General features: G+C 67.0%; 29 protein-coding genes and 1 riboswitch. Of the genes, 10 read left to right on the top strand and 19 right to left on the bottom strand.

The annotated features are described in order from the left end of the window. Positions 1 to 145 precede the first annotated feature (145 nt). Positions 146 to 1,969, bottom strand: coding sequence for an ABC transporter ATP-binding protein/permease (locus JW805_00510; GenBank protein ID MBN2970496.1), 1,824 nt, complete (start codon positions 1,967 to 1,969; stop codon positions 146 to 148). Positions 1,970 to 2,079: 110 nt separating this feature from the next. On the opposite strand from JW805_00510, the gene JW805_00505 reads away from it, so the two are divergent. Beyond that, on the top strand, positions 2,080 to 2,307 hold the full coding sequence (locus tag JW805_00505; GenBank protein ID MBN2970495.1) for a hypothetical protein: 228 nt from the start codon (positions 2,080 to 2,082) through the stop codon (positions 2,305 to 2,307). Between the two features lie 47 nt (positions 2,308 to 2,354). Next, entirely contained in the window at positions 2,355 to 2,747 is a 393-nt protein-coding gene (locus JW805_00500) for a hypothetical protein (protein ID MBN2970494.1), read from the top strand. 25 nt (positions 2,748 to 2,772) lie between these two features. On the opposite strand, the gene JW805_00495 is transcribed toward JW805_00500, so the two are convergent. The 9 genes from JW805_00495 to JW805_00455 form a co-directional block, all read right to left on the bottom strand. Then, positions 2,773 to 3,717, bottom strand: coding sequence for a phytoene/squalene synthase family protein (locus JW805_00495; GenBank protein ID MBN2970493.1), 945 nt, complete (start codon positions 3,715 to 3,717; stop codon positions 2,773 to 2,775). Continuing rightward, on the bottom strand, positions 3,714 to 4,295 hold the full coding sequence (locus tag JW805_00490; protein MBN2970492.1) for a TIGR00730 family Rossman fold protein: 582 nt from the start codon (positions 4,293 to 4,295) through the stop codon (positions 3,714 to 3,716). The genes JW805_00495 and JW805_00490 overlap by 4 nt, the downstream gene beginning before the upstream one ends. Before the next feature lie 268 nt (positions 4,296 to 4,563). Further along, positions 4,564 to 6,036 carry a phytoene desaturase gene (locus JW805_00485; GenBank protein MBN2970491.1) on the bottom strand — a complete coding sequence of 491 codons (1,473 nt, stop codon included), beginning with the start codon at positions 6,034 to 6,036 and terminating at the stop codon, positions 4,564 to 4,566. Continuing rightward, positions 6,033 to 7,196 (bottom strand): lycopene beta-cyclase CrtY, encoded by a 1,164-nt coding sequence (crtY, locus tag JW805_00480; protein ID MBN2970490.1) that lies wholly within the window; start codon positions 7,194 to 7,196, stop codon positions 6,033 to 6,035. The genes JW805_00485 and crtY overlap by 4 nt, the downstream gene beginning before the upstream one ends. Before the next feature lie 270 nt (positions 7,197 to 7,466). Continuing rightward, a complete protein-coding gene (locus JW805_00475; protein MBN2970489.1) occupies positions 7,467 to 9,662 on the bottom strand; it encodes a xanthine dehydrogenase family protein molybdopterin-binding subunit in 2,196 nt (731 codons plus the stop codon). Next, the gene (locus JW805_00470) at positions 9,659 to 10,606 is read right to left on the bottom strand and encodes a xanthine dehydrogenase family protein subunit M (protein MBN2970488.1); all 948 of its coding nucleotides are present in this window, start codon (positions 10,604 to 10,606) and stop codon (positions 9,659 to 9,661) included. The genes JW805_00475 and JW805_00470 overlap by 4 nt, the downstream gene beginning before the upstream one ends. Beyond that, a complete protein-coding gene (paoA, locus tag JW805_00465; protein ID MBN2970487.1) occupies positions 10,603 to 11,247 on the bottom strand; it encodes an aldehyde dehydrogenase iron-sulfur subunit in 645 nt (214 codons plus the stop codon). The genes JW805_00470 and paoA overlap by 4 nt, the downstream gene beginning before the upstream one ends. A 137-nt stretch (positions 11,248 to 11,384) precedes the next feature. Continuing rightward, positions 11,385 to 12,899 carry a hypothetical protein gene (locus JW805_00460; GenBank protein MBN2970486.1) on the bottom strand — a complete coding sequence of 505 codons (1,515 nt, stop codon included), beginning with the start codon at positions 12,897 to 12,899 and terminating at the stop codon, positions 11,385 to 11,387. A 223-nt stretch (positions 12,900 to 13,122) separates the two neighbouring features. Then, positions 13,123 to 13,710 carry a DUF4142 domain-containing protein gene (locus JW805_00455; protein ID MBN2970485.1) on the bottom strand — a complete coding sequence of 196 codons (588 nt, stop codon included), beginning with the start codon at positions 13,708 to 13,710 and terminating at the stop codon, positions 13,123 to 13,125. A gap of 150 nt (positions 13,711 to 13,860) precedes the next feature. Between JW805_00455 and JW805_00450 the strand changes: the two genes are divergently transcribed. Beyond that, complete coding sequence (locus tag JW805_00450) at positions 13,861 to 14,271, top strand: DUF3597 family protein (GenBank protein ID MBN2970484.1); 411 nt, start codon at positions 13,861 to 13,863, stop codon at positions 14,269 to 14,271. Between the two features lie 40 nt (positions 14,272 to 14,311). Here JW805_00450 and JW805_00445 read toward each other — a convergent pair whose 3' ends face one another. Further along, positions 14,312 to 15,565, bottom strand: a complete 1,254-nt coding sequence (locus JW805_00445) for a hypothetical protein (GenBank protein ID MBN2970483.1) — start codon at positions 15,563 to 15,565, stop codon at positions 14,312 to 14,314. A 123-nt stretch (positions 15,566 to 15,688) separates the two neighbouring features. Here JW805_00445 and JW805_00440 point away from each other — a divergent pair, with 123 nt between their 5' ends. The 4 genes from JW805_00440 (at position 15,689) to thiC (ending at position 19,870) form a co-directional block, all read left to right on the top strand. After that, a complete protein-coding gene (locus tag JW805_00440; GenBank protein MBN2970482.1) occupies positions 15,689 to 16,474 on the top strand; it encodes a sterol desaturase family protein in 786 nt (261 codons plus the stop codon). Further along, positions 16,398 to 16,829 (top strand): DUF2141 domain-containing protein, encoded by a 432-nt coding sequence (locus JW805_00435; GenBank protein ID MBN2970481.1) that lies wholly within the window; start codon positions 16,398 to 16,400, stop codon positions 16,827 to 16,829. Before JW805_00440 ends, JW805_00435 begins: the two co-directional genes overlap by 77 nt. Before the next feature lie 63 nt (positions 16,830 to 16,892). Continuing rightward, positions 16,893 to 17,750 carry a MipA/OmpV family protein gene (locus JW805_00430; GenBank protein MBN2970480.1) on the top strand — a complete coding sequence of 286 codons (858 nt, stop codon included), beginning with the start codon at positions 16,893 to 16,895 and terminating at the stop codon, positions 17,748 to 17,750. A 123-nt stretch (positions 17,751 to 17,873) separates the two neighbouring features. Further along, positions 17,874 to 17,984, top strand: a riboswitch (TPP riboswitch). A gap of 41 nt (positions 17,985 to 18,025) precedes the next feature. Beyond that, positions 18,026 to 19,870, top strand: coding sequence for a phosphomethylpyrimidine synthase ThiC (gene thiC, locus JW805_00425; GenBank protein ID MBN2970479.1), 1,845 nt, complete (start codon positions 18,026 to 18,028; stop codon positions 19,868 to 19,870). Here thiC and JW805_00420 read toward each other — a convergent pair. The 4 genes from JW805_00420 to JW805_00405 all read right to left on the bottom strand — a co-directional run bounded on the left by JW805_00420 (position 19,867) and on the right by JW805_00405 (position 21,687). Further along, on the bottom strand, positions 19,867 to 20,646 hold the full coding sequence (locus tag JW805_00420; GenBank protein MBN2970478.1) for a hypothetical protein: 780 nt from the start codon (positions 20,644 to 20,646) through the stop codon (positions 19,867 to 19,869). The two genes, thiC and JW805_00420, sit on opposite strands and share 4 nt — an antisense overlap. Further along, on the bottom strand, positions 20,588 to 21,094 hold the full coding sequence (locus tag JW805_00415; GenBank protein MBN2970477.1) for a DUF488 domain-containing protein: 507 nt from the start codon (positions 21,092 to 21,094) through the stop codon (positions 20,588 to 20,590). The genes JW805_00420 and JW805_00415 overlap by 59 nt, the downstream gene beginning before the upstream one ends. A gap of 75 nt (positions 21,095 to 21,169) precedes the next feature. Then, positions 21,170 to 21,433, bottom strand: a complete 264-nt coding sequence (locus tag JW805_00410; protein MBN2970476.1) for a Txe/YoeB family addiction module toxin — start codon at positions 21,431 to 21,433, stop codon at positions 21,170 to 21,172. After that, positions 21,430 to 21,687, bottom strand: coding sequence for a type II toxin-antitoxin system prevent-host-death family antitoxin (locus tag JW805_00405; GenBank protein ID MBN2970475.1), 258 nt, complete (start codon positions 21,685 to 21,687; stop codon positions 21,430 to 21,432). Before JW805_00405 ends, JW805_00410 begins: the two co-directional genes overlap by 4 nt. Positions 21,688 to 21,696: 9 nt before the next feature. Between JW805_00405 and JW805_00400 the strand changes: the two genes are divergently transcribed. From JW805_00400 to JW805_00390, 3 genes are all read left to right on the top strand, one after another. After that, positions 21,697 to 22,290, top strand: a complete 594-nt coding sequence (locus JW805_00400; protein MBN2970474.1) for a VOC family protein — start codon at positions 21,697 to 21,699, stop codon at positions 22,288 to 22,290. After that, positions 22,268 to 22,669 carry a GNAT family N-acetyltransferase gene (locus tag JW805_00395; protein ID MBN2970473.1) on the top strand — a complete coding sequence of 134 codons (402 nt, stop codon included), beginning with the start codon at positions 22,268 to 22,270 and terminating at the stop codon, positions 22,667 to 22,669. The genes JW805_00400 and JW805_00395 overlap by 23 nt, the downstream gene beginning before the upstream one ends. A gap of 165 nt (positions 22,670 to 22,834) precedes the next feature. After that, positions 22,835 to 23,152 carry a hypothetical protein gene (locus tag JW805_00390; GenBank protein MBN2970472.1) on the top strand — a complete coding sequence of 106 codons (318 nt, stop codon included), beginning with the start codon at positions 22,835 to 22,837 and terminating at the stop codon, positions 23,150 to 23,152. Between the two features lie 209 nt (positions 23,153 to 23,361). Here the strand turns inward: JW805_00390 and JW805_00385 are convergent, their stop codons facing one another. Genes JW805_00385 through JW805_00370 form a run of 4 tightly spaced genes read right to left on the bottom strand, consistent with a single transcriptional unit; the run spans position 23,362 to position 24,935 of the window. Further along, positions 23,362 to 23,607, bottom strand: a complete 246-nt coding sequence (locus tag JW805_00385) for a DUF3253 domain-containing protein (GenBank protein ID MBN2970471.1) — start codon at positions 23,605 to 23,607, stop codon at positions 23,362 to 23,364. Between the two features lie 19 nt (positions 23,608 to 23,626). Then, the gene (locus JW805_00380; GenBank protein ID MBN2970470.1) at positions 23,627 to 24,091 is read right to left on the bottom strand and encodes a winged helix DNA-binding protein; all 465 of its coding nucleotides are present in this window, start codon (positions 24,089 to 24,091) and stop codon (positions 23,627 to 23,629) included. A 1-nt stretch (position 24,092) separates the two neighbouring features. Continuing rightward, a complete protein-coding gene (locus JW805_00375) occupies positions 24,093 to 24,545 on the bottom strand; it encodes a hypothetical protein (GenBank protein MBN2970469.1) in 453 nt (150 codons plus the stop codon). A 45-nt stretch (positions 24,546 to 24,590) separates the two neighbouring features. Next, entirely contained in the window at positions 24,591 to 24,935 is a 345-nt protein-coding gene (locus JW805_00370) for a hypothetical protein (GenBank protein MBN2970468.1), read from the bottom strand. Between the last annotated feature and the right edge of the window lie 17 nt (positions 24,936 to 24,952).

Genomic DNA, 24,952 nt, shown 5'->3' with positions numbered 1-24,952 from the left:
CCAAAACGGAAGACTCTCGTTCGGAAGGGGAGTGTGTCCGTCAAAACGCAACGGGTCGGATTCGGCGGCAATGCCGCTCTGCGTCGATCGTCGTCCTCGTGGCGTCGCTGATATTCACTCCGAAACGGATATGAACGGGGCGCGACTATGCGTCGGAAACGACCTGTTCCGCCGACCGCCGCTCGGCCTGTTGCCGGGCCCACATCTCGGCGTACAGCCCGCCCAGCTCCAGCAACTCGCCATGCGTGCCCTGTTCGGCGACCCGCCCGCCGTCCAGCACGACGATGCGGTCGGCGTGGACGATCGTCGACAGGCGGTGCGCGATGACGATGGTCGTCCGGCCCTGCTCGATCGCCTCCAGCGTGCCGAGGATCTCGGCTTCGGTGCGGCTGTCGAGCGCGCTGGTCGCCTCGTCGAGGATCAGGATCGGCGGATCCTTCACCAGCGTCCGGGCGATGGCGACACGCTGCTTCTCGCCGCCCGACAGCTTCAGCCCGCGCTCGCCGACCCGCGTGTCGAACCCGTCCGGCAGCCGGTCGATGAACGGCATGATCGCCGCCCCGCGCGCCGCGCGCTCAATATCGTCCGCGCTCGCGCCTTCGCGGCCGTAACCGATGTTGTAGCCGATCGTGTCGTTGAACAGCACCGTGTCCTGCGGCACGATGCCGATCGCGGCGCGCAAGCTCGTCTGCGTCACGCGGGCGATGTCCTGCCCGTCGATGGTGATCCGCCCGCCGGTCACGTCCCAGAACCGATAGAGCAGCCGCGCCAGCGTCGACTTGCCCGCCCCCGATGGGCCCACCACCGCGACCGTGGCGCCGGCGGGGATATCGAGGTCGAGACCCTTCAGGATCTCGCGCCCGTCGCCATAGCCGAAGCGCACGTCCTCGAACCGCACCGCGCCCCGGCCGATCGCCAGCTTCGGTGCGTCGGCGACGTCCTTCACGGTCGCCTCGGTATCGATCAGGTCGAACATCGCGCCCATGTCGATCACGCCCTGGCGCACCGTGCGGTACACCATGCCGAGCAGGTCGAGCGGGCGGAACAGCTGCGACAGGAGCGTCGACACCAGCACCACGTCGCCCGGCGTGAACTGCCCGCGCGACCAGCCGACCGCGACCAGCGCCATGCCGCCGGCCAGCATCGCATTGGTGATGACCGCCTGGCCGATGTTCAGCCACGCCAGCGAATTCTCCGATTTCACCGCGGCGTCGGCGTAGCTCGCGACCGCGGCCGAATAGCGTTTCGCCTCGCGCTCCTCGGCGTTGAAATATTTGACCGTCTCGAAATTCAGGAGCGAATCGACCGCATGCGCGACCGCGCCGGTGTCGAGGTCGTTCATCCGTTGCCGGAGCGCCGCGCGCCAATCGGTCACGATCCGCGTGAAGACGATGTAGAGCACCACCATCACCACGGTGCCCGCGACCAGCCCGACCCCGAACCGCGTCCAGAAGATGCCGAGCACCAGCCCCAGTTCCAGCACGGTCGGCGCGATGTTGAACAGCAGGAAGTAGAGCATCGTGTCGATGCTCTTCGTCCCCCGTTCGACCACCTTGGTGACGGCGCCCGTGCGGCGTTCGAGGTGGAAGCTCAGCGACAGATCGTGAAGATGGCGAAAGACCGCGGCGGCCAGCCGTTGCGTCGCGTCCTGTCCGACGCGTTCGAACACGGTATTGCGCAGATTGTCGAAGACGACCGTTCCCAGCCGTGCCGCCGCATAGCCGACGACCAGCAGCACCACGAGCGTCGCCAGACTCCGGTCCCCGCTGGCCATCCGGTCGACCGCGCCCTGCAGGGCAAACGGGGCGCCATAAACCTGCACCAGCTTGGAGGCGACGACGAGCAGCATCGCGCCGACGATCCGCACCTTCAGCGCCGGTGCGTCATGCGGCCAGAGATAGGGCAGGAACCGGCGCAGCGTCGCGACCAGCGGGCGGTCGGCGCCCGGAGTGGAGGTCACGGGGGGCATGGCCGCTCAGATAGGCGCGGCACGGCCGATCGCCAAGCACGCGTCCGCGAACAGCTAGCCGGGAACCGATTCGCACTGATTTTGTTGATTGCAATGAAGGGGATAGCGCGATGCAACCGCTCTATTATGTCATGGCGATCCTTGGCTGCGGTGATGACGGCGCAGCCTGTCAGCAGGTCCGGCTGGAGCCGGTCCGCTATCAATCCGCGGCGGCGTGCCAGGCGGCGATGGCGAATGCCCTTCAACGCAGTACCGACCTGTCCTTCCCGGTCGTGCAGGCCGCCTGCGAGCGCCGCGGTCTGATGATGGCGGATTCGGGCAATCGCCGCCGGGGCTGATTTCGGGCGCAAACCGGTGTAGCGTCCCCGCCTGACAGGAGGGGACAATGCGCAAGCTGATCGGAATCCTTGTTGGTGCGGTCGTCGCGATGCTCACCGTCGCGATCGTCGAGATGCTCGGCCACCGCCTCTATCCGCCACAGGTCGGGCTCGACATGCGCAGTCCGGACGGCGTGGCCAGCTATATTGCCGCGGCACCGACCGGCGCGCTTCTCGCGGTCGTGCTCGCCTGGTTCGCCGGCGCGGCGCTCGGCGGCTGGACCGCGGCGCGAATCGGGCGCTGGCCGGCCGCGGCGTGGATCATCGCTGCGCTGATCGCGCTGGGCGGCGTGTACAACGCGACGCAGATTCCGGCACCGCTGTGGATGCAGATCGCGACGGTCCTGGCGCCGGCCCTGGGCGGGTTGGTGGCGCACGCACTGGGGCGGCGGACCTCATAACAGCCCCTCCCCTGAAGGGGAGGACTTAAGATTTAGGCCGCGTCCACAACCCTGCGTCGCGCGCCGTCGGCGGATAGAGCCGCGCGCGGCCCGCTGCCTGCGCGCCCGCCCGCGCGATCGCGGCGAGCTTTTCCGCCTTCGTCGTCGTCACGCGGTGGTCCCACGCATGGTCCCCGGCCGCGGCGACCTTGCGCGCGATGCCGCCGTAGATGTCGGCTGCGGCCAGCACCGCCCATGCCGAGCGATAGCTGAGCGCCGGCGTCCCGAACCGCGCACTGTCCTCGAACTCTTGCGCCATGTCCGCCAGCCGCCGCGCGAGGACGGTCAGTCGCTTGCGGAACGGCGGCTTCATGTGCTGCCCCGGCGGGAAGTCCATTTCGACCAGCCATTCCTCGGGCAGGTAGCACCGCCCCGACCGGTCATCCTCCTCGATATCGCGCGCAATATTGGCGAGCTGGAAGGCGAGGCCCAGGTCGCACGCGCGGTCGAGCGTCGCGTCGTCGTCCGGCGACACCCCCATCACCACCGCCATCATACAGCCGACGACGCCGGCAACGTGGTAGCAGTAGCGCAGCAAGTCGTTCTCCGACCGCGGCCGCCATTCGTCGGCATCGAGCGCAAAGCCTGCGATATGGTCGTCGATGAACCGCCGCGGCATGCCGGTTTCCGCGACCACGATCGCCAGCCCGTCGAACGCCGGGTCGCCGGTCGGCTTGCCCGCCAGCGCCATCGCGGTGCAGTTGCGGATCCGCGCGATCCGCGCGTGCGGGTCGGTGACCTTCTGCTGATCGTGCCCCATCTCCTGCGCGTCGGCGATGTCGTCGCACGCGCGGCACCAGGCATAGAGCAGCCACGCGCGTTCGCGGGTCTGCGCATCGAACAGCTTGCTCGCCGCCGCGAAGCTCTTCGAGCCCCGGGCGATCGTCGCCCCCGCAGCGGCGACGAGCTCCGCGCGGGATGCGGGCGTCACAGGTCCTTCGCGCCGATCTGGCCGACCGTCGTCGCCGGCGTGAAGGCCGCCATCTTTTCGAGCAGCCCGCCGAGCGTGTCGTCGACGATCAGCAGCCCCTGATGCTGCGGACGCAGGAAACCGACGTCGCCCATCGTCTTCACGAAGGTGATGAGGCCATCGTAGAAACCCGCGACGTTCAGCAGTCCGACCGGTTTGGCGTGATAGCCGATCTGCGCCCAGCTCATCGCTTCCCACAGTTCGTCCATCGTGCCCGTCCCGCCGGGCAGCGTGACGAAGCCGTCGCTCAGGTCGGTGAACGCCTGTTTGCGCTGGTGCATGGTGTCGACGACGTGGAGTTCGGTGCAGCCCCGATGCGCGACCTCGGCATCGACCAGCGCCTGCGGGATGACGCCGATCACTTCGCCCCCGGCGTCGAGCGCCGCGTCGGCGACCGCCCCCATCAACCCGAGCCTGCCGCCGCCATAGACGACGCCGATGCCCCGCTCGGCAAGCGCACGGCCGACGGCGCGGGCGGAGTCGACATAGACGGAATCGCTCGGCGTGGCCGAGCCGCAATAGATGGCGAGACGTTTCATGGGCGGGCTCGTATCTTGGTTTTCGGGGAAGAAGAAGGGGTGGTTCAGAGAAGGCGCGAAGGCGCGAAGAAGAAGGTTTGCACGCAGAGGCGCAGAGGCGCGGAGGAATTCCGCTCGCATCCACCGTTTCGCGTCAACGAAACCTGAGCCCCAAGGCAATGTGGGCCGCTATCGCGGCAAGCACGACATCTCTGCGCCTCCGCGCCTCTGCGTGCAAAAAACCTTTTATCTTCGCGCCGTCGCGCCTTCTCTGAGAAAACCCTTCTTCCTACCCCTCCAGCATAAGCTTGGCGGTAGCCTTAGCACTCCCGACGACGCCGGGAATTCCCGCCCCCGGATGCGTCCCCGCCCCGACGAAGTACAGGTTCGGGATCGCATCGTCGCGATTATGCGCCCGGAAATACGCACTCTGCGTCAGCACCGGCTCCAGGCTGAACGCGCTGCCCAGATGGGCCGACAGATCGCGGCCGAAGTCGGTCGGCGCATAGCTGAACTTGGTCACGATCCGGTCGTGGATATCGGGGATCAGCCGCTTGCCGACCTCGTCCAGGATGCGTTTTTCCATGACCGGTTTCAGCGCGTCCCAATCGCCGACGAACTTGCCCATGTGCGGCACCGGCGCCAGCGCGTAGAAGGTCGAATGGCCCTCGGGCGCCATCGTCGGATCGGTGACGGTCGGGTGATGCAGGTACAGCGAGAAGTCCTCGCTCAGCATGCCCGTGTCGTAGATGTCGGTCAGCAGCCCCTTATAGCGCGGCCCGAACAGGATCATGTGGTGCGGGATGCCCGGCCACGTCCCCTTGATGCCGAAATGGACGAGGAACAGCGACGGCGAGAAGCGCTTGCGCTCCAGCCGCGCCGCGGTCCGCTTGGCCGAGCGCGAGGTGCGCAGCAGGTCGCGGTAGGTGTGCATCAGGTCGCCGTTCGACGCGACCATGTCCGCGGGAAGCGTCTCGCCGCTCTTCAGCGTCACGCCCGTCGCGCGGTCGCCCAAGGTGTCGATCGTATCGACCGGTGCGTTGAGGCGTACCGTGCCGCCCAGCCGCTCGAAATGGCGCACCATCCCTGCGACCAGCCGGTTGGTCCCCCCTTGCGCGAACCACACGCCGCCGTCGCGCTCCAGCTTGTGAATCAGCGCATAGATGGCGCTGGTCGTCATCGGATTGCCGCCGACGAGCAACGTGTGGAAGCTCAGCGCCTCGCGCAGCTTCTCGTTCTTCACGAAGCTCGACACCATCGAATAGACCGACCGCCACGCCTGGTATTTCGCAAGCGCCGGCGCCGCCGTCAGCATCGACTTGAAGTCGAGGAAGGCGACATGGCCGAGCTTCTCATACCCCTCCCGGTACACCCCGGCCGAATATTCGAGGAACTTCGCATAGCCCTCGATATCGCCCGGATCGAGCTTGGCGATCTCGGCCCGCAGGACGCTGTCGTCGTTGGTATAGTCGAAATTCGTCCCGTCCGGCCAGTTGAGCCGGTAGAAGGGATTGACAGGCAGCAGCGTCACGTCCTCGGCCATGTCGCGGCCGCTGAGTGCCCACAGCTCCTTCAGCACGTCGGGCGCGGTGATGACGGTGGGGCCGGCGTCGAAGGTGAAGCCGTCCTTTTCCCAGACGTACGCCCGCCCGCCGGGCCGGTCGCGCGCCTCGACGATGGTGGTCGCAACACCCGCCGACTGCAAACGGATGGCCAGCGCCAGGCCACCGAAGCCTGCGCCGATGACGACGGCAGTCTTCATGCGCTCTTCCCCATGATCGCGCGAACCGCGCGGCCGATCGGCACCGGCGGCTTGCCGGTGAGCACCCGCGCCTTGTCGGCGAGCGTCGAGCGCGCGGAATAGAAACGCGCGATCAATTTCCCATCCAGCCCATAGAAGCGTTCGAGCACGCGGTAGCGCTCCCCCGGTTCGGCAGCACGAAACAACATGGCATCCAGCATCCGGTAAAAGCCGCGCCGCTTCCAGGCGGTGCGGGCATAGTCATGGGTCAACGTGGCGAGCGCGGCGCTCGACAGGTCGCGGCTCGCGGCGATCCTGCTCGCCAGGCGCACCGCGTCCGGCAGCGAATAGCCGGTGGTCGGGTGGCACAGGCCAGCGCGGATGCCCGCCTTGGCCATCCCCTTGCCGCTGCTCGCCCAATAGCGTTCGAAGTCGCCGCCGATGATGACGGGCAGCGACCCGCCCTCTTCACGCACCACCGATTTCGGCTTCCACCCCTTGGCCTGGGCATAGGTTTCGATCCGGACGGCCAGCGCGGCGCGATCGATCTTCGGCGTGTCGCTGTAATAGGTGTCCTCGATGAACATCCGGTCTTCGGCGAACGGCAGCGTATAGACGAAGCGATAGCCGTCGATCTGCTCGACGGTCGAATCCATCACCACCGGACGGACCGAGCCGTGCGGGCGCTTCAGAATGAATTCGCGACCGATGAACTTCTGCCAGCCGACGTCGAGCGTCGACAGGTCGCCCGCCCCCCGGCAATCGATGACGCCCCCCGCCTCGATCCGCGTCCCGTCGGCCAGCACCACCGCATTCGGGCTGACCGCCAGCACCTTGCGGTCGGTCAGGATGCGATCGGCCGGCAGCGCCGCACGGACGGCGGCGTCGAGCTTCTCGGAGGTCGTCGAATAATAATTCACCGGCAACGTGCGCCGCCGCGCGGGGAAGGCGACGTCATAGCCCTGCCAGACATGGGCGATCAGGGGTATCACCAGATCGCGGTCGCCATGCGCGACATCGGGGCCGAAGAACGACCAGATGTGATTGCCGCCCAGCGACATGCCGCGCTCGACCAGAACGACACGCGCGTCCGGATGGCTCCGCGCCAGCGCCAGGGCGACCAACCCGCCCGAAAGCCCGCCGCCGACGATCGCGACGTCGCATGTGATGATATCCGACACGGGGAAAGGCCTAGACGATGCGGTGGGGGTGGGGAAGCGGAGGATTCATGGGCGCCGCCCCCTCCACCGTCATCCCCGCGCTCTCAGCCGTCATCCCCGCGCTCTCAACCGTCATCCCCGCGAAGGCGGGGATCAATTCTGGCTGAACGCAGTGAGACTCACCGCTTTCAGCGACTATTGATCCCCGCCTTCGGGGAACCCCACAAAGTAATACTTTGTGGGGCCCCCTCCGCGGGGATGACGACATTGAGTGCTTCCTGTCCGCAGCGTTCACGCCACCGCCGGCAGCTTGTCGATCAGCTTGTCGAGCGTGATCGGATAGTCCCGCACGCGGACGCCGGTCGCATTGTACACCGCATTCGCCACCGCCGCGCCGACGCCGCAGATGCCGAGCTCGCCGACGCCCTTCGCCTTCATCGGCGAATAGGGGTCGAGCGTGTCGAGGAAGATGACTTCCTGGTGCGGGATGTCGGCATGGACCGGCACTTCGTAACCGGCGAGGTCGTGGTTGACGAAAAAGCCGAAGCGTTTGTCGACCGCCAGTTCCTCCATCAGCGCGGCGCCGACCGCCATCGTCATGCCCCCGATCACCTGGCTGCGCGCCGACTTGGGGTTCAGGATGCGGCCGGCGTCGCACGCCGCCAGCATCCGCCGCACGCGGATCTCGCCGGTATAGGCGTCCACCCCGACCTCGACGAAATGTCCGGCGAAGGTCGACTGAACGACGCGCTTGCCGATGTCGCCATATTCGATGCCGTCCTCGGCACTCAGCGCGCCCGCGTCCGACAGCGCGACGCTGCGGTTGCCGGCGATGACGCGGCCGTCGCTGAACGTCGCGGTCGCCGGATCGAGCCCCAGCTTGGTCGCGACCGCCTCGCGCAGCTTCACGCAGGCGGCATAGACGCCCGCGGTCGAATTCGCCGCGCCCCATTGCCCGCCCGAGCCGGCCGAGGCGGGAAAGTCCGAATCGCCCAGCACGACGCGCACCTGCTCCAGCGGAACGCCCATCATCTCGGCCGCCGTCTGGGCGATGATCGTATAGGTGCCGGTGCCGATGTCGGTCATGTCGGTTTCGACCGTGACGCGTCCGCCATCCAGCTTCACCCGCGCCGCCGACTTCATCAGCAAATTGTTGCGGAAGCCGCCGGCCATGCCCATCCCGACCAGCCACTTGCCGTCGCGCACCTGCCCCGGCTGCGCGTTGCGGCGCGACCAGCCGAACGTCTCGGCACCGGTGCGCAGGCACTGGACGAAATTGCGGTCAGAATATTTCCTGTCCGGATTCTCCGGATCGACCTGGGTGTCGTTCAGGATACGGAACTCGACCGGGTCCATGCCCAGCTTTTCCGCCATCTCGTCCATCGCGACTTCCAGCGCCATCAGCCCCGGCGCCTCGCCCGGCGCGCGCATCGCATTGCCCTCGGGCAGGTCGAGCACCGCGAGCTTCATGAACGTCTCGCGGTTGGGCGCGGCGTAGAATAATTTGGTCTGCGCGATCGCGGTCTCGGGGTCGCCGCCCTTCAGATTGCCACTGGTGCTGTTGTGCGCGATCGCGGTCAGCTTGCCGTCGCGCGTCGCGGCCAGCCGCAGCCGCTGGATCGTCGCCGGGCGGTGCGTGGTGTTGTTGGCGATCATCGGCCGGGTGAGCGCGACCTTCACCGGCCGCCCCGCCGCCTTCGCCCCGATCGCCGCGAGGACCAGGTCCGCGCGCGGGAACAGCTTGCCGCCGAAACCGCCACCGACATAGGGCGAATCGACGCGGACGTTGGCGGCGGGGATCTCCAGCGTCTTGGCCAGCTCGCGCTTCGCCCAGGCGATCATCTGGTTGGCGGTCCACACGGTCAGCTTGTCGCCGTTCCACGCCGCGATCGTCGCATGCGGCTCCATCATCGCGTGGCTTTCGTCCGCGGTGGTGAAGGCGACGTCGACCTTCACCGGCGCGTCGGCATAGGCCTTGGCAAAGTCGCCGACCCGCTTGACCGGCGCCTTGTCGGGCCCGTCGCCGGGAACGAAGTCGGCGCCCTCGGCCTCGGCGGCCAGATCGTACTTGCCGGGCGCCCGGTCGTACGTTGTCCGCACCAGCGCCGCCGCGGCGCGGGCCTGTTCGAACGTCTCGGCAACGACGATGCCGATCGCCTGATGGTAATGCTCGATCTCCGGCCCGCCGAACAGGCGCGCGGTGTTCATCGCGCCGGTCTTGAGCGGGGGATGTTCGGTCGCGAGCACGACCTTCAGCACGCCCGGCGCGCGGCGTGCGTCGGCCGCGTCCATTGCGGTGATCCTGCCCTTCGCGATGCCCGCGCCGATGATGTAGCCATACGCCTGGTTCGGCACGACATCGTGGCGTTCATAGGCATAGGGCGCGCGGCCGGTGGTCTTGAGCGGCCCGTCGATCCGGTTCGTCGGCCGCCCGACGACCTTGCCGTTGTCGATCGGGTTCTGGCCCGCAGGCTCGTTGAACTTCATGCCCGCGCCTCCGCGATCGCTGCCGCCAATGTCCGTTCGGCGAGCGGCACCTTGAATTCATTGTCCTTGGTCGGGCGCGCGTCGGCGAAGACCTGTGCCGCGACCGCCTTCGCGCCGCTGCGCATAGAGCCTTCCGCCGCCTCGACCCGCCACGGCTTGGGCGCGACGCCGCCGAACGCCGCGCGGCCGCTGCCGTCCTTGCCAATCACCGCCGCCACGCTGACGAGGGCAAAGGCATAGGACGCCCGGTCGCGGACCTTGCGATAGATGTGCGTCCCACCGAGCGGCTTGGGCAAGGTCACCGCGGTGATCAGCTCGCCCGGCTCCAGCACCGTCTCGATATGCGGGGTGTCGCCCCACAGCCGGTGGAAGTCGGCGAAGGGGATCGCGCGGGTCGCGCCATCGGGCTTCACCGTCTCGACGCTCGCGTCGAGCACGCGCAGCGCCACCGCCATGTCGCCCGGATAGGTCGCGATGCAGTGGTCCGACGTGCCGATGACGCCCAGCTGCCGCGAATAGCCGCCGATCGCCGCACAGCCCGACCCCGGCTTGCGCTTGTTGCACGCCTGGTTGGTGTCGTAGAAATAGGGGCACCGCGTCCGCTGGAGAAGATTGCCTGCCGTCGTCGCCTTGTTGCGCAACTGCCCGCTCGCACCCGCAACGATCGCGCGGCTGAGGACACCATAGTCCTTGCGGATGCGCGCATCGGCGGCGAGCGCGGTATTGCTCACCAGCGCGCCGATCCGCACGCCGTCACCGGCCCGCTCGATCCTGTCCAGCTTCAGATCCTGCACGTCGACCAGATGCGTCGGCGTCTCGATCTGCAACTTCATCAGGTCGAGCAGGTTGGTCCCGCCCGCGATGAACTTCGCACCCGGCTTGCCGGCGACGGCTGCCGCCGCCTCCGCCGGGGTTCGGGCGCGCTCATAGGTAAAGGCCTTCATGCCCGCGTGCTCCCCGCAACCTCGGCCATCGCGTCGGCGATGTTCGAATACGCCCCGCAACGGCAGATATTGCCGCTCATCCGCTCGCGCATCTCGTCGGCGGTAACACCTGGCCTGGCCGCGATGTCGCCGGCGACATGGCTGGGGATGCCGCGCTTGATTTCGTCGAGCACGCCGACCGCCGAACAGATCTGTCCCGGCGTGCAATAGCCGCACTGGTACCCGTCATGCTTGATGAAGGCCGCCTGCATCGGGTGGAGCTTGTCGGGCGACCCCAGCCCCTCGATCGTCGTGACCTTGTCGCCGGCATGCTGGACGGCCAGCGACAGGCAGCTGTTGATCCGTTCGCCATTGACCAGCACCGTGCACGCTCCGCACTGGCCGTGGTCGCAGCCTTTCTTGGTGCCGGTCAGCTTCAGACTCTCGCGCAGCAGGTCGAGCAGGGTCGTGCGCGTATCGACGTCCAGCGACCGGCGCTTGCCGTTCACGTCCAGCGTCAACGGCATCATCGCCGGCTGCTCGGCGGCAGGTGCCGCGGCATCGGCGTCGCCCGTGGGCACCGCGGTCAGCGCAGCGGTAGCGGCGGTCCCGGCCATCAGGCCGCGTCTCGACACGCAAAAGGATTGGTCGTGCTCAAGCATGTCATCTCCGGCGGACTGATGCAGATCGGTAACGCGCATTCCATGGCTGCGTTGCATAGCGATCTTTACGCGACCGTACCAAGTGGCGCCGGATTGATCTGAGGCAGGAAAGTGTGACGACGGCGGTGGCCGTTCCTCTATCGGCCCACGAACGTCCACCGTCCGGCAAAGCGTCCATCGGGCGCCTGCGGCTGGCGATACATCGCCTCCCCGGGATCGTTTCGGCGCGCCGCCCCTCGGAACAGGCGACTGACGGCGATCATCCGCTGCCCGGTCGCGTCGGGGACCTGATGAAAATCGTTGATGTTCGCCATCGCCCCGCCGGCGTCGTCGAGGACGACCGGCGCGAAATATGCTTCGTCCCAGGCGCGTCCGGTGTCGCCCGCGAACGTCAGCATCCGGGCCGGCGTCGCCGCGCTCACCGGCTGCGGTACGACGCGAAGCCCCATCGGCAGCAGGCAGGCAAGGGTCATCGCGACCACCCGCCACCGCGGCCGCCCCGGCGCCCAAGCCTGCCGCAGCGCCAGCACGACGCCCAGGCCGAACAGCGGGAGGCTCCATTTGAAATAATGGATGTTGCCGAACCGCCAGAGGCCCGGTGGCTGAAGATCGGCATAGGTCAGCATCACGCCCCCGACCGGTAGCGTCATAAGCAGGAGCAGACCGATCGCGCGGCGCTCGGCTGCAGTCCCGTCGATCGCGGCGACGATCAGCCCGGCGCCGCCGACCAGGATCCAGGGCATCCGTTCGAACAGCGCCTGGGTGTCGGGGAACCACGGTCGGGCGTGGATCAGCAGGACATAGGCCTTCCAGCCGATATCCGACCAGATGAACCCGGTCCGCGCCGCCGCGACCATATAGGGCGTCGGCCGCGCGCCGTAGATGGCAAGATGCAACAGGGCATAGCTGGCGACGACCGCGGCACCACTCGCGATCACGGCCCAGGCGAGGCCGGCGGTCAGGCGCCGCTGCCGGATCACGGCAATGAGCACCACCGCGACGCAGGCCAGGCTGACGATGGCATCAACCGGTCGCACGAGCGGGATTGCCGCCGCCACCGTCCCGAAGACCGCCGCCTGCCCTGGCGGCACGCCCCCGGGGGAGGCGTCGATGATCTGCAGCGCGCGGTCGGCAAGCGTCCAGATGAGGGCGGCGGACAGCGTCGTCGTCCACGGATCGACCCAGCCGCGCGCCACCGACGCGTCGATCAGCGTTGTCAGCACGAAACACAGCACCGCCGGCCATGTCCCGATTCCCAGACGCGCGGCGACACGCCGAACCGCACCGCCGGTCACGACATACAGCACCAGGTCGAGCGGCATGAACGGGTTGGTCGACGACAGCCAGGCGATCGGCGCCGCGAGCAACGGATAGGCGAGGGGATACCAATGGGCTTCAGCGGACAGATTGCCGTGGGCGAACGCCGTGGCAGAGGCGAAATACCGGCTCTGGTCGAACCATGTCATCCACAGCGGTGGCGCTTGAAACGGCACGCCGTTCAAGGTGGTGGAGCGGATGAGCCAGGCTAGGGCCAGAACGGCGACCCAGTCGGCCGCGCGCCACCGCCGCCCGATGTCGGCGAGCGCCCCCCAAAGACCGGAGACACCGTCGGCACCGCCCCGAGCGCGATAGAGGGAGATACCGACGGGCATTGCGTTCCACAGCTGCGCACAGCGCGCCGGGTCACGGCACGAGGGAGGATCTGTGCGTGTCATTGTCCGGCGGTTCAGCGGCCGGAATAGCCACCCGGAATTTCACCGGGTCCTTGCGAATGCTGTGGCTCTAAGCAAATTCAAGAACGGAATACAATATATATTATAAATCCGGGACGGCTGGCTGCTGGTCGCCGTGGGGACCAGCAGCCAGGGCCGCGCGTCAGGCCTTCAGGCCATTCGCCATGTTCAGATGCGCGGCGACCTTCGGCGACAGCTCGGCCGCGAACGCCTTCAGGCTCGGCACGTCGCCCGATGCGGCATAGCTCTTCAGCGTGTCGAGCGTCGCGGTGTGCGCCGCCTTTTGCGCGTCGATATACAGGCGATCGAACGCCGCGCCGGTCGCGTTACGCATCGCCGCAAGCTGCGCCTGCTGGTCGGCGGTCAGCGTCGGATCGGGCGTGATCGCCGGCGATGCCGAAGCCGCCGCCGCCTTCAGCTTGGCGGTCGATTCGGTATGGGCGTCGATCATTTTGGCGGCGAACGCCTTCACTGCCGCCGATCCGGCGTTCTTTTCGGCCAGGCGCGAACTTTCGATCTCGAAGGCGTCGCTGGCGGCGGCGGTGTTGGCAAAGGTCTGGCCTGCGCTCGCGGCCGGGGTCGCTGCGCCCATGTCGGTTGTGGCATTCGACGTCGCCATGTCGCCCGACATCGTCGTGTTCGTGGTCGTCGTCGTATCGTCGCTGCGCCCGCAGGCCCCGAGTGAAAGCGCAGCGACAGCCGCTGCGGTGGTCAGGAACATCTTGGTCATCGCCGTCTCTCCGTGCATCGCCGTAACCATCGGCAATCGAACGCATAAACCGCTCACCGCGGCCTTTGTGCCACGCAGGCGCACGGACCCTTTACCCACGACCGCCGTTTCGCATTGCCTGGGATCAACACACGACCATCGGAGACGGGAATGGGCATCTTCAGCAGCATCCGGGACAAGATCTTCGGCCACAAGCCAGCCGCACCGGCCGCAACGACACCAACGCCGCCCCCCGCCGCGCCGACCGCGGCACCCAACGCCGCGCCGGCCCCGTCTCCGACCCCCGCCCCCGCACCCGCCGCGCAAGTCGATGTCGGCGCGGTGCTGAGCGAAATGGCCGAAATGAAGGGCGGCGGCGGCAATTACAGCACGTCGATCGTCGACCTGCTGAAGCTGCTCGACCTCGATTCCAGCCTGTCGGCGCGCAAGGAACTGGCACAGGAACTGGGCGTCCACGCCGGCGACGACGGCACCGCCGAACAGAATATCGCGCTGCACAAGGCGGTGATGGCGAAGCTCGCCGAAAACGGCGGGATCGTACCGGACAGCCTGCGGAATTGACCAGGCGTGTGGCAGCGGACGTCCGGCTCGGCGCCCGCTGCTACGGCGTCAACGGCACGACCGCCGGATCTTGTACCGTATAGCGGACGCGGCGTGCCGGGGGCAGCATCAGCATCGGCGCAGGCTTTCCCGCCTCCGCCAGCACCTGGTCCAGCGGCACCGCATCGACAGGCTCGGCCGCGTCGAACGCCTGGATCAGCCGCTTGCCCGCTTTCGGTAGCAAATCGACGGGGATTGTGATCGGACGGCCGCCCAGACTCGCCAGCCAGCTCGGCCGCCCGTGACGATAGCTTCGCAGCGGATGAACGACCTGCAAGTCGATCGATCCGGGGTACCGGTCGCCAATCAGGAGTGGGACGGCGCCTGTCAGGAAGATCACTGGCCGATCGCCCGCCCGCGCGCTTGCCGCGAGCTGCTCGGCGCGGAGCGACGGACGCAATCCGGCAAGCGCCACCTGGTCGATCGTCAGTGGATCGATGCCGGACAGGCGCTTCAGCCGTTCGCCCATCATGGCGCTGTCGGCGTCTTCGGATGCCTTCGACAGATGGCCGTGCCCGACGTAGATCAGCATCTTCGCCTTGGGGTCGCTGCGCAGGAACGCCATCAGATTCTGCGCCTGTGCCTCCTCGCGTTCCGGCACTCCGCCCTCGGGCGTGCTCTGATCGGCGCGCTGTTCGTACGACAGGGTTCGGTACCCTAGCGCGTAGGCGCTCCGCAGGAAATTGGCGAAGACCGGATCGGCGGAATAGAATCCGGTGGATCGCCGCACGATGCCGTCGGCGTCGAACTGTTCGGCACCGGTCCTGGCAAGACCCGGTGCAGCAAAATTCCGTAGCGTCTCCGCCGCAAGGACGGAGAAGCCGAGTGGGCGCAGCGCCCGGGCGACCTGCAGAGCGAACGCCCGATCGCGCGGACTGTAGTGCGCCTCGTTCAGGATGACGATCTGTCGGTCCTTCGCCCGACGAACGATTTCGGCGATGGCGTCGTGCGGCGTCGCTTGTGCCAACGCAGCCATCGCTTTCGGATCGGCCGGCGGTGTCTTCGATCCGAACACGGTCGGATCGAGCTCGTTGGTCATGAAGGGCGTGAACTGCGTCCACAACTGGCGCGGCGGCGCGCTGTCCGATGCGCCCGGTCCGAACGCCGCCGGCTCCAGCATGGTGGTCGCATCGAGATAGCGCCCGTCCAGGACCGCCTTGCGGGAGGCGTCGAAAAGCTTGGCGTCATCCACGCCCTCCGCGACGGCGGTCGCTGCCAGACACACCGCTCCCACGATACCGATCAGATATCGCATCACCGCCCCCTTTGATCCAAGGCAATGTGACATGCCCCCGACACGCTGTCGAGGACCAGGCGCCCTGCCCGCGCGCCGGCCCGCCTTCGCAAACCCGCCCGTACCCTGTATGGCCGTGCGCACATGTCCGCCGCCCTCGCCATCATCCTGTCCGCGCTTGCGATGTCGGTCATCGTCGCCGTTCGCTACCTGATCGCCAGCGGCGGCTTTGCGCTGGCGACGCGGGTGAAGCATCCCGGCCACTATCGTGGGCTCGATGCGCAGATCCGGCGCGAGATCGGCTGGAGCCTGGCGTCGGCCATCATCTATGGCGCGCCGGCCGGCATCGTCGCCTGGGGCTGGCAGAACCGCGGGTGGACGCGGATCTATGACGATTGGCACGCCTACCCCTTATGGTGGCTGCCGGTATCGGTGCTCGCCTATCTCTTCGTGCAGGACACATGGTTCTACTGGACGCATCGCTGGATGCACCGGCCGGCCGTGTTCAGGCGCGTCCACGCCGTCCATCACGCCAGCCGCCCCCCGACGGCATGGGCGGCGATGGCGTTTCACCCCTTCGAAGCGGTGACGCTGGCTGTGGTAATTCCGCTACTGGTCTTCGTCATTCCCATCCACATCGCGATGCTGGGATTGGTCCTGGCCGTCATGACGGTTATGGGGGTGACCAATCATATGGGTTGGGAGATGTTCCCGCGGTTCCTGTGGGGGGGGCGTGTGGGGGCGTGGCTGATCACCGCGAGCCATCATCAGCGGCACCACGACGCGTACAGGTGTAACTATGGACTCTATTTCCGCTTCTGGGACCGGCTCTGTGGCACGGACCAAGGCGTGGGTGATTTCCGGCCGGCTGGCGGTCGCCGCCGCGGCATGGACGCTGCTGGCGGGGGCGACGCCCGTCGCCCCGCTTGAGGTCGATGTCGCCAACCTGCGATCGGCCAAGGGGCTGATCCAGCTCTGCCTGACGTCGGACCCGGCGAACTTCCCGAATTGCATCGACGATGCCCGCGCGCTGCGGCGGTCGGTGCCGGCGACGGCGAAAGCGATCCGCTTCGACGCGCTGCCGGTCGGCGGCTATGCCGTCGCGGTCATCCATGATGAGAATTCGAACGCGAAGCTCGACACGATGATGGGCATCCCGCGCGAGGGCTTCGGCTTTTCGCGCAACCCCGCGATCGGTTTTGGCCCGCCCAAGTTCGGCGCGGCGCGCTTCACGCTTGATGCAGACGGGACACAGCAAGCCATCCGAATGCGCTACTTGCTCTAGATCGAGGAACCGGGCGGCGGGGCTGACGTTTCGCGCGTGCAACAAATTCGAAAGCTGCCGCCCGTGAAGTTCCTGTCCCCGCTCGCTCTCCTCGGCCTTACCGTCGCCTCCCCCGCGCTGGCGCAGGACGCGTCGCAACCCCCCGCCCCGCCGACGATCGATACCGGCGGCGATTCGATCACGATCGGCGCGGGCGCGGCCTGGCTGCCCGACTACGAAGGCTCCGACGACTATCGCATCGTCCCCGCCCCCGGCGCGATCGGCCAATACAAGGGCTTTGCCTTCCTGCTCGCCGGCAATCGCCTGTCGGTCGACCTGATTCCGAACCGGCCCGGCCCGACGTGGGATGTGCAGGCCGGGCCGCTGGGCGTCGTCAACTTCAACCGCAATTCCTTGAAGGCGATCGAAGACCCCCGCGTCCGCGCGCTGGGCGAACTCGACACGGCAATTGAGCTCGGCGGCTATGTCGGCATCGGCAAGACCGGCGTCGTCACCAGCCCCTACGACCGCCTTAGCCTGTCGATCAGCTACCGCAAGGACGTGGCGGGTGCGCACAAGGCGGGCATCCTCCAGCCGACGATCAACTACCTCACCCCGCTCAGCCTGAAGGCCGCGGTCGGCGTGTTCGCGAGCGCCGAGCGGGCGGAGGCCGGCTACGCCCGCTATTATTTCTCGGTCAGCCCCGCGCAGACGCTGGCGAGCGGCCTGCCGACCTACAACGCGCGCGGCGGGTGGAAGAACTACAGCCTGGGGGCGCTGGGCACCTACGCGCTGACCGGCGACCTGCTGAAGGGTTTCAAGGCGGTCGGCGGGATCAACTATCGCCGGATGCTCAACGACTTCGGCGATTCGCCCGTGACGCGCATCGCGGGCAGCCGGAACCAGTGGCTGGCGGCGCTGGGATTGGCGTATACGTTCTAGTCGCGGGCGCCCTGCGATTGCCAAAGCAATCGCAGGAGTCGCCACGTCGGCCAGCGGAGCCGGCACCGCCGGCTCCGTCTGACGACGTGGCGCTAGACCTCCCCCCACAACCGCCTACAATCCTCGCCATCCCCGGGGGAGCGCTACGCCTGCGCTTGAGAGGATGGCCGCAGCCATCGACCCGCCGAACCTGATCCGGTTGATACCGGCGTAGGGAGTGGAAGCGGCGCCCGCCACCGGACCCCGCCCCCTCTCCCGAAAGATGGAGAGTGACAATGGCAGACGTCCCCGCCCGCACCGAACTGAAGGTGACCACCGGCCCGATCCGCGGCAGCCGCAAGATCCACGTCGGACCGCTGAACGTCGCGATGCGCGCGATCGACCTCGAGCCCTCGTCCGGCGAGCCCCCGCTCAACGTCTACGACACCTCGGGCCCCTACTCCGACCCGAATGCCCGCATCGACATCATGGCAGGGCTCCCGCAACTGCGCCGCGACTGGATCATGGCCCGCGGCGATGTCGAGGCCTATGACGGCCGCGAGGTCCGCCCCGAGGACAACGGCCAGCTCGGCCCCGACCGTTCGGGCGGTGTGCCGCAATTCCCCAATACCGTCCGCCGCCCCTTGCGCGCCAAGGCCGGCGCCAACGTCAGCCAGATGCACTATGCCCGCCGCGGCATCATCACGCCCGAGATGGAATATGTCGCGACCCGCGAGAACCTCGGCCGCGAGATGCTCCGCGACTACGTCCGCGACGGCAACAGCTTCGGCGCCGCCATCCCCGACTACGTCACGCCCGAATTCGTCCGCGACGAGGTCGCCCGCGGCCGCGCGATCATCCCCAACAACATCAACCACCCCGAAACCGAGCCGATGGCGATCGGCCGCAACTTCCTGGTCAAGATCAACGCCAACATCGGCAACAGCGCGGTCGCCAGCAACGTCGCGACCGAAGTCGACAAGCTCGTCTGGGCGATCCGCTGGGGCGCGGACACGGTCATGGACCTGTCGACCGGCCGCAACATCCACGACACGCGCGAATGGATCATCCGCAACGCGCCGGTGCCGATCGGCACCGTCCCCATCTATCAGGCGCTCGAAAAGGTCGGCGGCATCGCCGAGGAACTGACCTGGGAGATATTCCGCGACACGCTGATCGAACAGGCCGAACAGGGCGTCGATTATTTCACCATCCACGCCGGCGTCCGCCTGCCCTACGTGCCGCTCACCGCCAAGCGCGTGACCGGAATCGTGTCGCGCGGCGGCTCGATCATGGCGAAATGGTGCCTCGCGCACCACAAGGAGAGCTTCCTTTACGAGCGCTTCGACGAGATCACCGAGATCATGAAGGCGTATGACATCGCCTATTCGCTCGGTGACGGCCTGCGCCCCGGCAGCATCGCCGACGCCAACGATGAGGCGCAGTTCGCCGAGCTCTACACGCTGGGCGAGCTGACCAAGCGCGCCTGGGAGCAGGACGTCCAGGTGATGATCGAGGGCCCCGGCCACGTGCCGATGCACAAGATCAAGGAGAATATGGACAAGCAGCTGGAAGCGTGCGGCGAGGCGCCCTTCTACACGCTCGGGCCGCTCACCACCGACATCGCGCCGGGCTACGACCATATCACCAGCGGCATCGGCGCCGCGATGATCGGTTGGTACGGCACCGCGATGCTCTGCTACGTCACGCCCAAGGAGCATCTGGGCCTGCCCGACCGCGACGACGTGAAGGTCGGCGTGGTGACCTACAAGCTCGCCGCCCACGCCGCCGACCTGGCAAAGGGCCACCCCGCCGCCAAGCTGCGCGACGACGCGCTGAGCTGCGCCCGCTTCGAATTCCGCTGGCGCGACCAGTTCAACCTGTCGCTCGATCCCGAGACGGCCGAGCAATACCACGACCAGACGTTGCCCGCAGAAGGCGCCAAGACCGCGCACTTCTGCTCGATGTGCGGGCCGAAGTTCTGTTCGATGAAGATTACCCAAGAGGTCCGCGACTTCGCGGCGAAGCAGAATGCGCCGGTCGAGACCTTCGTTGCGGCGGAAGAGGCTGAGGCGGGGATGAGGGGAATGGCAGAGTCCTATGCCGCCCGAGGATCAAACCTCTACCTACCTCAAAATTAAAAGATCATTGAGGTTTGCGTCGTTTCATCGAGACGGATCATGCCTACAAGCAGCCATTGATTCTGCGTGCCAAACTCGGCGTTTCTTCTTTTGTGGGTGCTAAAACCTAAAACAAGGCCAGCAGCCATGTATTCGTCCTCGTACTTCCGTTTGAGGGCGGCTATGGCTGCTTGCCGGCCATAGGCCCGCTCAAACCGCATGAATGCGGCAGAGGTTTCCCAATCGTCGCAGTCATGCTTACGGTCTTTTCCGTCCTCATCGCGCCACTTCGCAACAAAGCGCATTGGGCAGGGAGTAAGCGGCTTTGCTGTCGCATCAAACATGGAAAGCTGATTAGCCAACTCTCCATGTTTGACTGCCTCATCTGCAATTTCGGATGAGGATTTTGGGTGAGCTTCAAGTAATAGGCTTCTGGGCCGGATCAGAGTCAATGACTCTCGATGGGCATCTGCATCTGCGAACGATGCACGTATCAATGGCTGAAGAAAACTTGCACGCTCGGTATTTTTCACTGAACCTGAAACTTTGAGCGATTCGGGAATAACCTTTTGACTTTCTTGGCGGATATCTTCTTTGGATTTTGTAAATTGATATTGTATCCAATCCCATCGCTTAAATTTCTGCCCCTCAGCTAAAATTCGGAATGGCACCGGATACTGTCTGCGCCATTTTCTATCCCGGCCCACGCCGGCGCAACAAACAGTCTCAAAATATTTGCTAGAGCGATGAGGCTGCGCCTTGATCAGAATGAAGCATTCGTCGTTTGCTGCCGCCATTAGCCGCTCCGAGACTGACGCCGAGGTGCCTAGCTTTGATCCCAAGGCGATTTTCGAGAGCTTCCGCTACGATCTTTCGATGACAATCGTGGTGGTCTCGCTCAAAACACATCAGACATACGCTACTTGACTGTGTCAACTGTTCAATTTTGTCTAGCGCATCGGCTGCGGCGTCCGTCTTCATGACCTCGCCAAAAATTTCCTGAAACAACTGCCTCTGGCCACTGCGGGCGGCAGCCCGTCCTTCTGCCGGATCACCTAGCTGGCGAAGATGCACATACAAGATGCCTGCTTCCGAGAGGGCTTCGCTTAAGCTAGTCTTGGAAAATCCTGGCCGGCGCGACTGCGCACGATCCCGAATGTCGACGAGTACGGTTGTACCTGCCAACCGCAAGGTCGCGATAAAATCTGGAAGCGTGGATCGCTCGTAGCCTATGGTTGCCAGCATGTCGTCACTCCAAACTTCGTGACGGGCCCATACAGATATTCGCTTAACCATCAATGATGCGTGGCTAGGCTCGAATCAATAATGATACCGGCACTGCGCCACCTGCAGCACCTGCTCGACTCCGCTGCCAGCCACCCGGTACACCAACCGATGCTCGTGGCTGATCCGGCGCGACCACCAGCCTGACAGGTTGCCGCCGAGCGGTTCGGGCTTGCCCGTGCCCTTGAACGGATGCCTGCGGCATTCTTCGATCAACGCATTGATCTTCGCGAACAGCTTCGCGTCAGACTGCATGTCGAGATATTCGGCCCAGGATCGCGACGAGAACCGGACGTTCACGGGCGGATCAGCTCATGCTCCTCGCCGCCGCCCGCCTCAAGCTCGCGGATGCTCTCCAGCAATCGCTCTGCATTCTTTGGCGAGCGCAGCAGATAAAGCGTCTCTTCAATCGAAGCCCATTCGCTCGCCGAAATCAGCACTGCCCCCTCCTGTCCGCGCTGGCGGGTGATGGCGAGGGGGGCGCGGTCGGCGACGACCTTGTCGATCATCGACTTCAGATTCTCGCGGGCTTCGGAATAGCTGACGGCGTGCATGCACTTTATATGGACAATTCCTTGTCCAACGTCAATGTGGGCGCCGTGCCCCACCTCGCCCACATCAACCTGGTCGTCCGCGACTATGATGAAGCCCTCGCCTTCTACGTCGGCAAGCTCGGCTTCAACCTCGTCGAAGACAGCGCACAGCCCGAGCAGGACAAACGCTGGGTCGTCATCCGCCCGCCCGGCGCCGGCCCGCACGCAACCACCATCCTGCTTGCCCGTGCCGCGACGCCCGAGCAGGCGGCGCGGGTCGGGGATCAGACAGGGGCGGGTCGCCGTCTTCCTTGCCACCGACGATTTCGACCGCGACCATGCCCGTTTCACCGCCGCGGGCGTGACGTGGGTCCGGCCGCCGGTCGACCAGCCCTATGGCCGCGTCGCGGTGTTTGCGGACCTCTACGGCAATCTGTGGGACCTGATCGGCCCCGCGCCGGGCGGCGCTTCGGCGGGCTGACGCCGGCGCGGGACAGGCGAGGCCGAGCGCGCTACGACGTCGCCCATGCTCACCATCCTGCCCTATACCGACGCCCTCGCGCCCGCGTTCCGCGACATCAACACGGCGTGGATCGCCGACATGTTCACGCTCGAACCGCATGACGAGCATGTGCTGTCGCACCCGCGCGAGGCGATCATCGACCGGGGCGGGGTCATCCTGTTCGTCGCGCATCCGGATCACGGCGTCATTGGCGCGGGTGCACTGATGCCGACCGGCGGGGGTGCGTATGAGCTGACCAAGATGGGCGTGCGCGCCGACGTCCGCGGCTCGGGCGCCGGGGCGGTCCTGCTCGACGCGTTGATCGCGCGGGCCCGGGCGCTGCCCGATCTCACCATGCTCTATCTGCTCACCAACAGCGCCTGCGCGGCGGCGATCCACCTCTATGAGCGCGCCGGCTTCGTCCATGATGCCGAGATCCGCGCGCGCTACGGCGCGACCTATGCGCGGTGCGACGTCGCGATGCGATTGTCCGAAGGCTGAACCCACGCGAGCCGACGACCCGCCTCATATCGCTCTCCGGCGCTGGTCGGAGGGGTTGCCGGCGCAAGCCCCCACCCCCACGAAACCCCAGGGCTCGCAACGGCGCCGGGGCACGGGCGGTTTGCCCCCTTCAAATGTTGGAATTTGTCTGATCTACGCTGGTCGATGGACCAGACACCGCCCGCGCCCGTAGCGCCACCGCCCGCCCCACCCCGCCCCGAACGCGCCCGCTGGACGCCGGCGCGGCAGCGGATTTTTCTGACCGCGTTGCTCGACAGCGGCTGCGTGTCGCAGGCCGCGCGGGCGGCGGGGATGTCGCGGTCGAGTGCGCATCGCCTGCGCGCGCGGCTGGCCGGCACGCCCTTCGTCCGCCACTGGGACGCGGTGCTCACCGAGCATGCGCGGCGGCTGGCCGATCCCTTCGCGCGTCCGCCTGCGCCGCAGCGCCCGACCGCCGGCGGCGCGCCGGGGCCCCGCGGGTGAGAACGAACGGGCGCGGCACCGGCGCGGCATCGTCGCCCGACCGGCGCCGGGCTGGCGCAGGGGTGTCGCGTCGGTCTCGCACCGGTGTCGCGTCAGTGTCGCGCCGGTGTTGCGCCGGTGTCGCCCGGGCGTCCCGCCGGCGGCGCATCGTCCGAGAAAACGCGCATTGGCGGCAACTTCGTCAACTTCGGCTGCGGCCGGGGTGCGCGTCAGTGCGGATGCCCGATCCGATACGGCCCGCTGCGCAACCGCGACGCGGCCCCCTTCCAGCGCAGCGCGACGCGGCCGCCCTCGACCAGCGCATCGACGGCGGCGTGGACCGCGGGCATCTCGGCCCGCCAATCCGCCGCCTGCCCCTTCGCCGTCGCCAGCACGCGGGCGGCTTCGCTGGGGCAGATCGTCGCGTCGTCGGCGCGGGCGGCGAGCAGGGTCAGCACGGCCTCGGTCGGGGTCATGCCGCCCGTTCTGCGCCCGCTACCGTGCGTCGAGCAAGACCGATGCGCGGTCCAGCCAGGCGTCGAGCAGCACGATCGCCTTGTCGCTGGCGCGCACGAACGACCGGCGGCCGTCCTGCGGGTCGCGCCGCCGCTCGATCAGCCCGCGCTGCTCCAGCTCGCGCATGCGTCGGAGCGCCGTCGAGGTCGCGGCATTGGCGCCGATGCACACGCTCGACACCGCCAGGATGCGCCCCTCGCGCTCGGCCTGGTACAGGTCGAGCAATATGTCCCAGGCGGGTTCGCCGAAGAGATCGGCGTCGTCGCCGAACATCTGGTCGCGGGCGCGGCGCAGGCGATAGAGCTTGCCGGCCAGGTCCGGGTGGCGGGCACAGCTGGATCGCAACAGGCGTTGCCGAGCGCTCGCCAGCATCTCCTCGATCTCGCCGATCGTGCCGAGGGCTTCCTGCGCACTCGACACATTGGGGTGGCGCCCCGCGTTCATGTCAGCCTCCCGGCGACAGCGCCCGGTTCCACGGCGGATCCTCGCCATACCGCCGCACCCGTGCGCGGTGCCGCCAGGCCCCCACCGCCAGAATGATCGGATTGGGATAGCTCCAGGCGGCAAGCGCCACCGAATAGGACCAGGGCCGCAGCGTCGGCGACAACATCAGGAGGTGCGTGACGACCGTGTTGACCAGGACAGCGGCCATCCACATCGGCCAGTATCGCTGCGCATAGACCGACAGGATCAGGACGCAGGCCAGCATCGCGGCATCGACCGCCAGGATGCCGGTCTCGATCACCTTGAACCGCTGCGCCCCGGCGGTCGGGACCAGCTGCGAGGCGACGACCGCGCCGAGCAGCACGGCCACCCCGATCCTTTCCGGCACCCCGCCCCGTATCGCCGCGTAGAGGGAACACGAGACGAGCAGGGCCAGATAGAAGAGGACGTTCATCGTGCACGATCGAGCCTTTGTCTGCAGCGACTGTCAATGCGGTCATCAGGCGACCGCGGCGAGCGTCGGCAGGGCGCCGTGGGTTTCCTTGCCGTCGGGCGTCTCGAAGATGTCGCCCTGGCCCAGCACGTCGTGACGGATCGCCGCGGCTTTCAGTTCGCCATGCGCGCTCTTGATGTCCTTCATCGCAGCGAAGACCTTGCTGGTCGCATCGCCGATATAGTCGACCGCGCGCTGCGCCTCGAGCGGAAGGAAGGTGCCGTCGGCGCGCGCGGTCAGCACGGCGGTGCCCATGGCGAGGACCTTGAGCGCGGCCTGGTTGGCGGCGAGCTCGGCCGGCTGGAGCGACCGGGCGATGCGGACGGCCGCAATCGTCTTGGGAGAAGGCATGACGGATCTCCTTCGCG

It is taken from the genome of Roseomonas aeriglobus (genome assembly GCA_016937575.1).
GTDB lineage: Bacteria > Pseudomonadota > Alphaproteobacteria > Sphingomonadales > Sphingomonadaceae > Sphingomonas > Sphingomonas aerigloba.
Note: the sequence above shows the minus strand (reverse complement) of the source record. Positions and strands in the feature narration are given on the sequence as shown.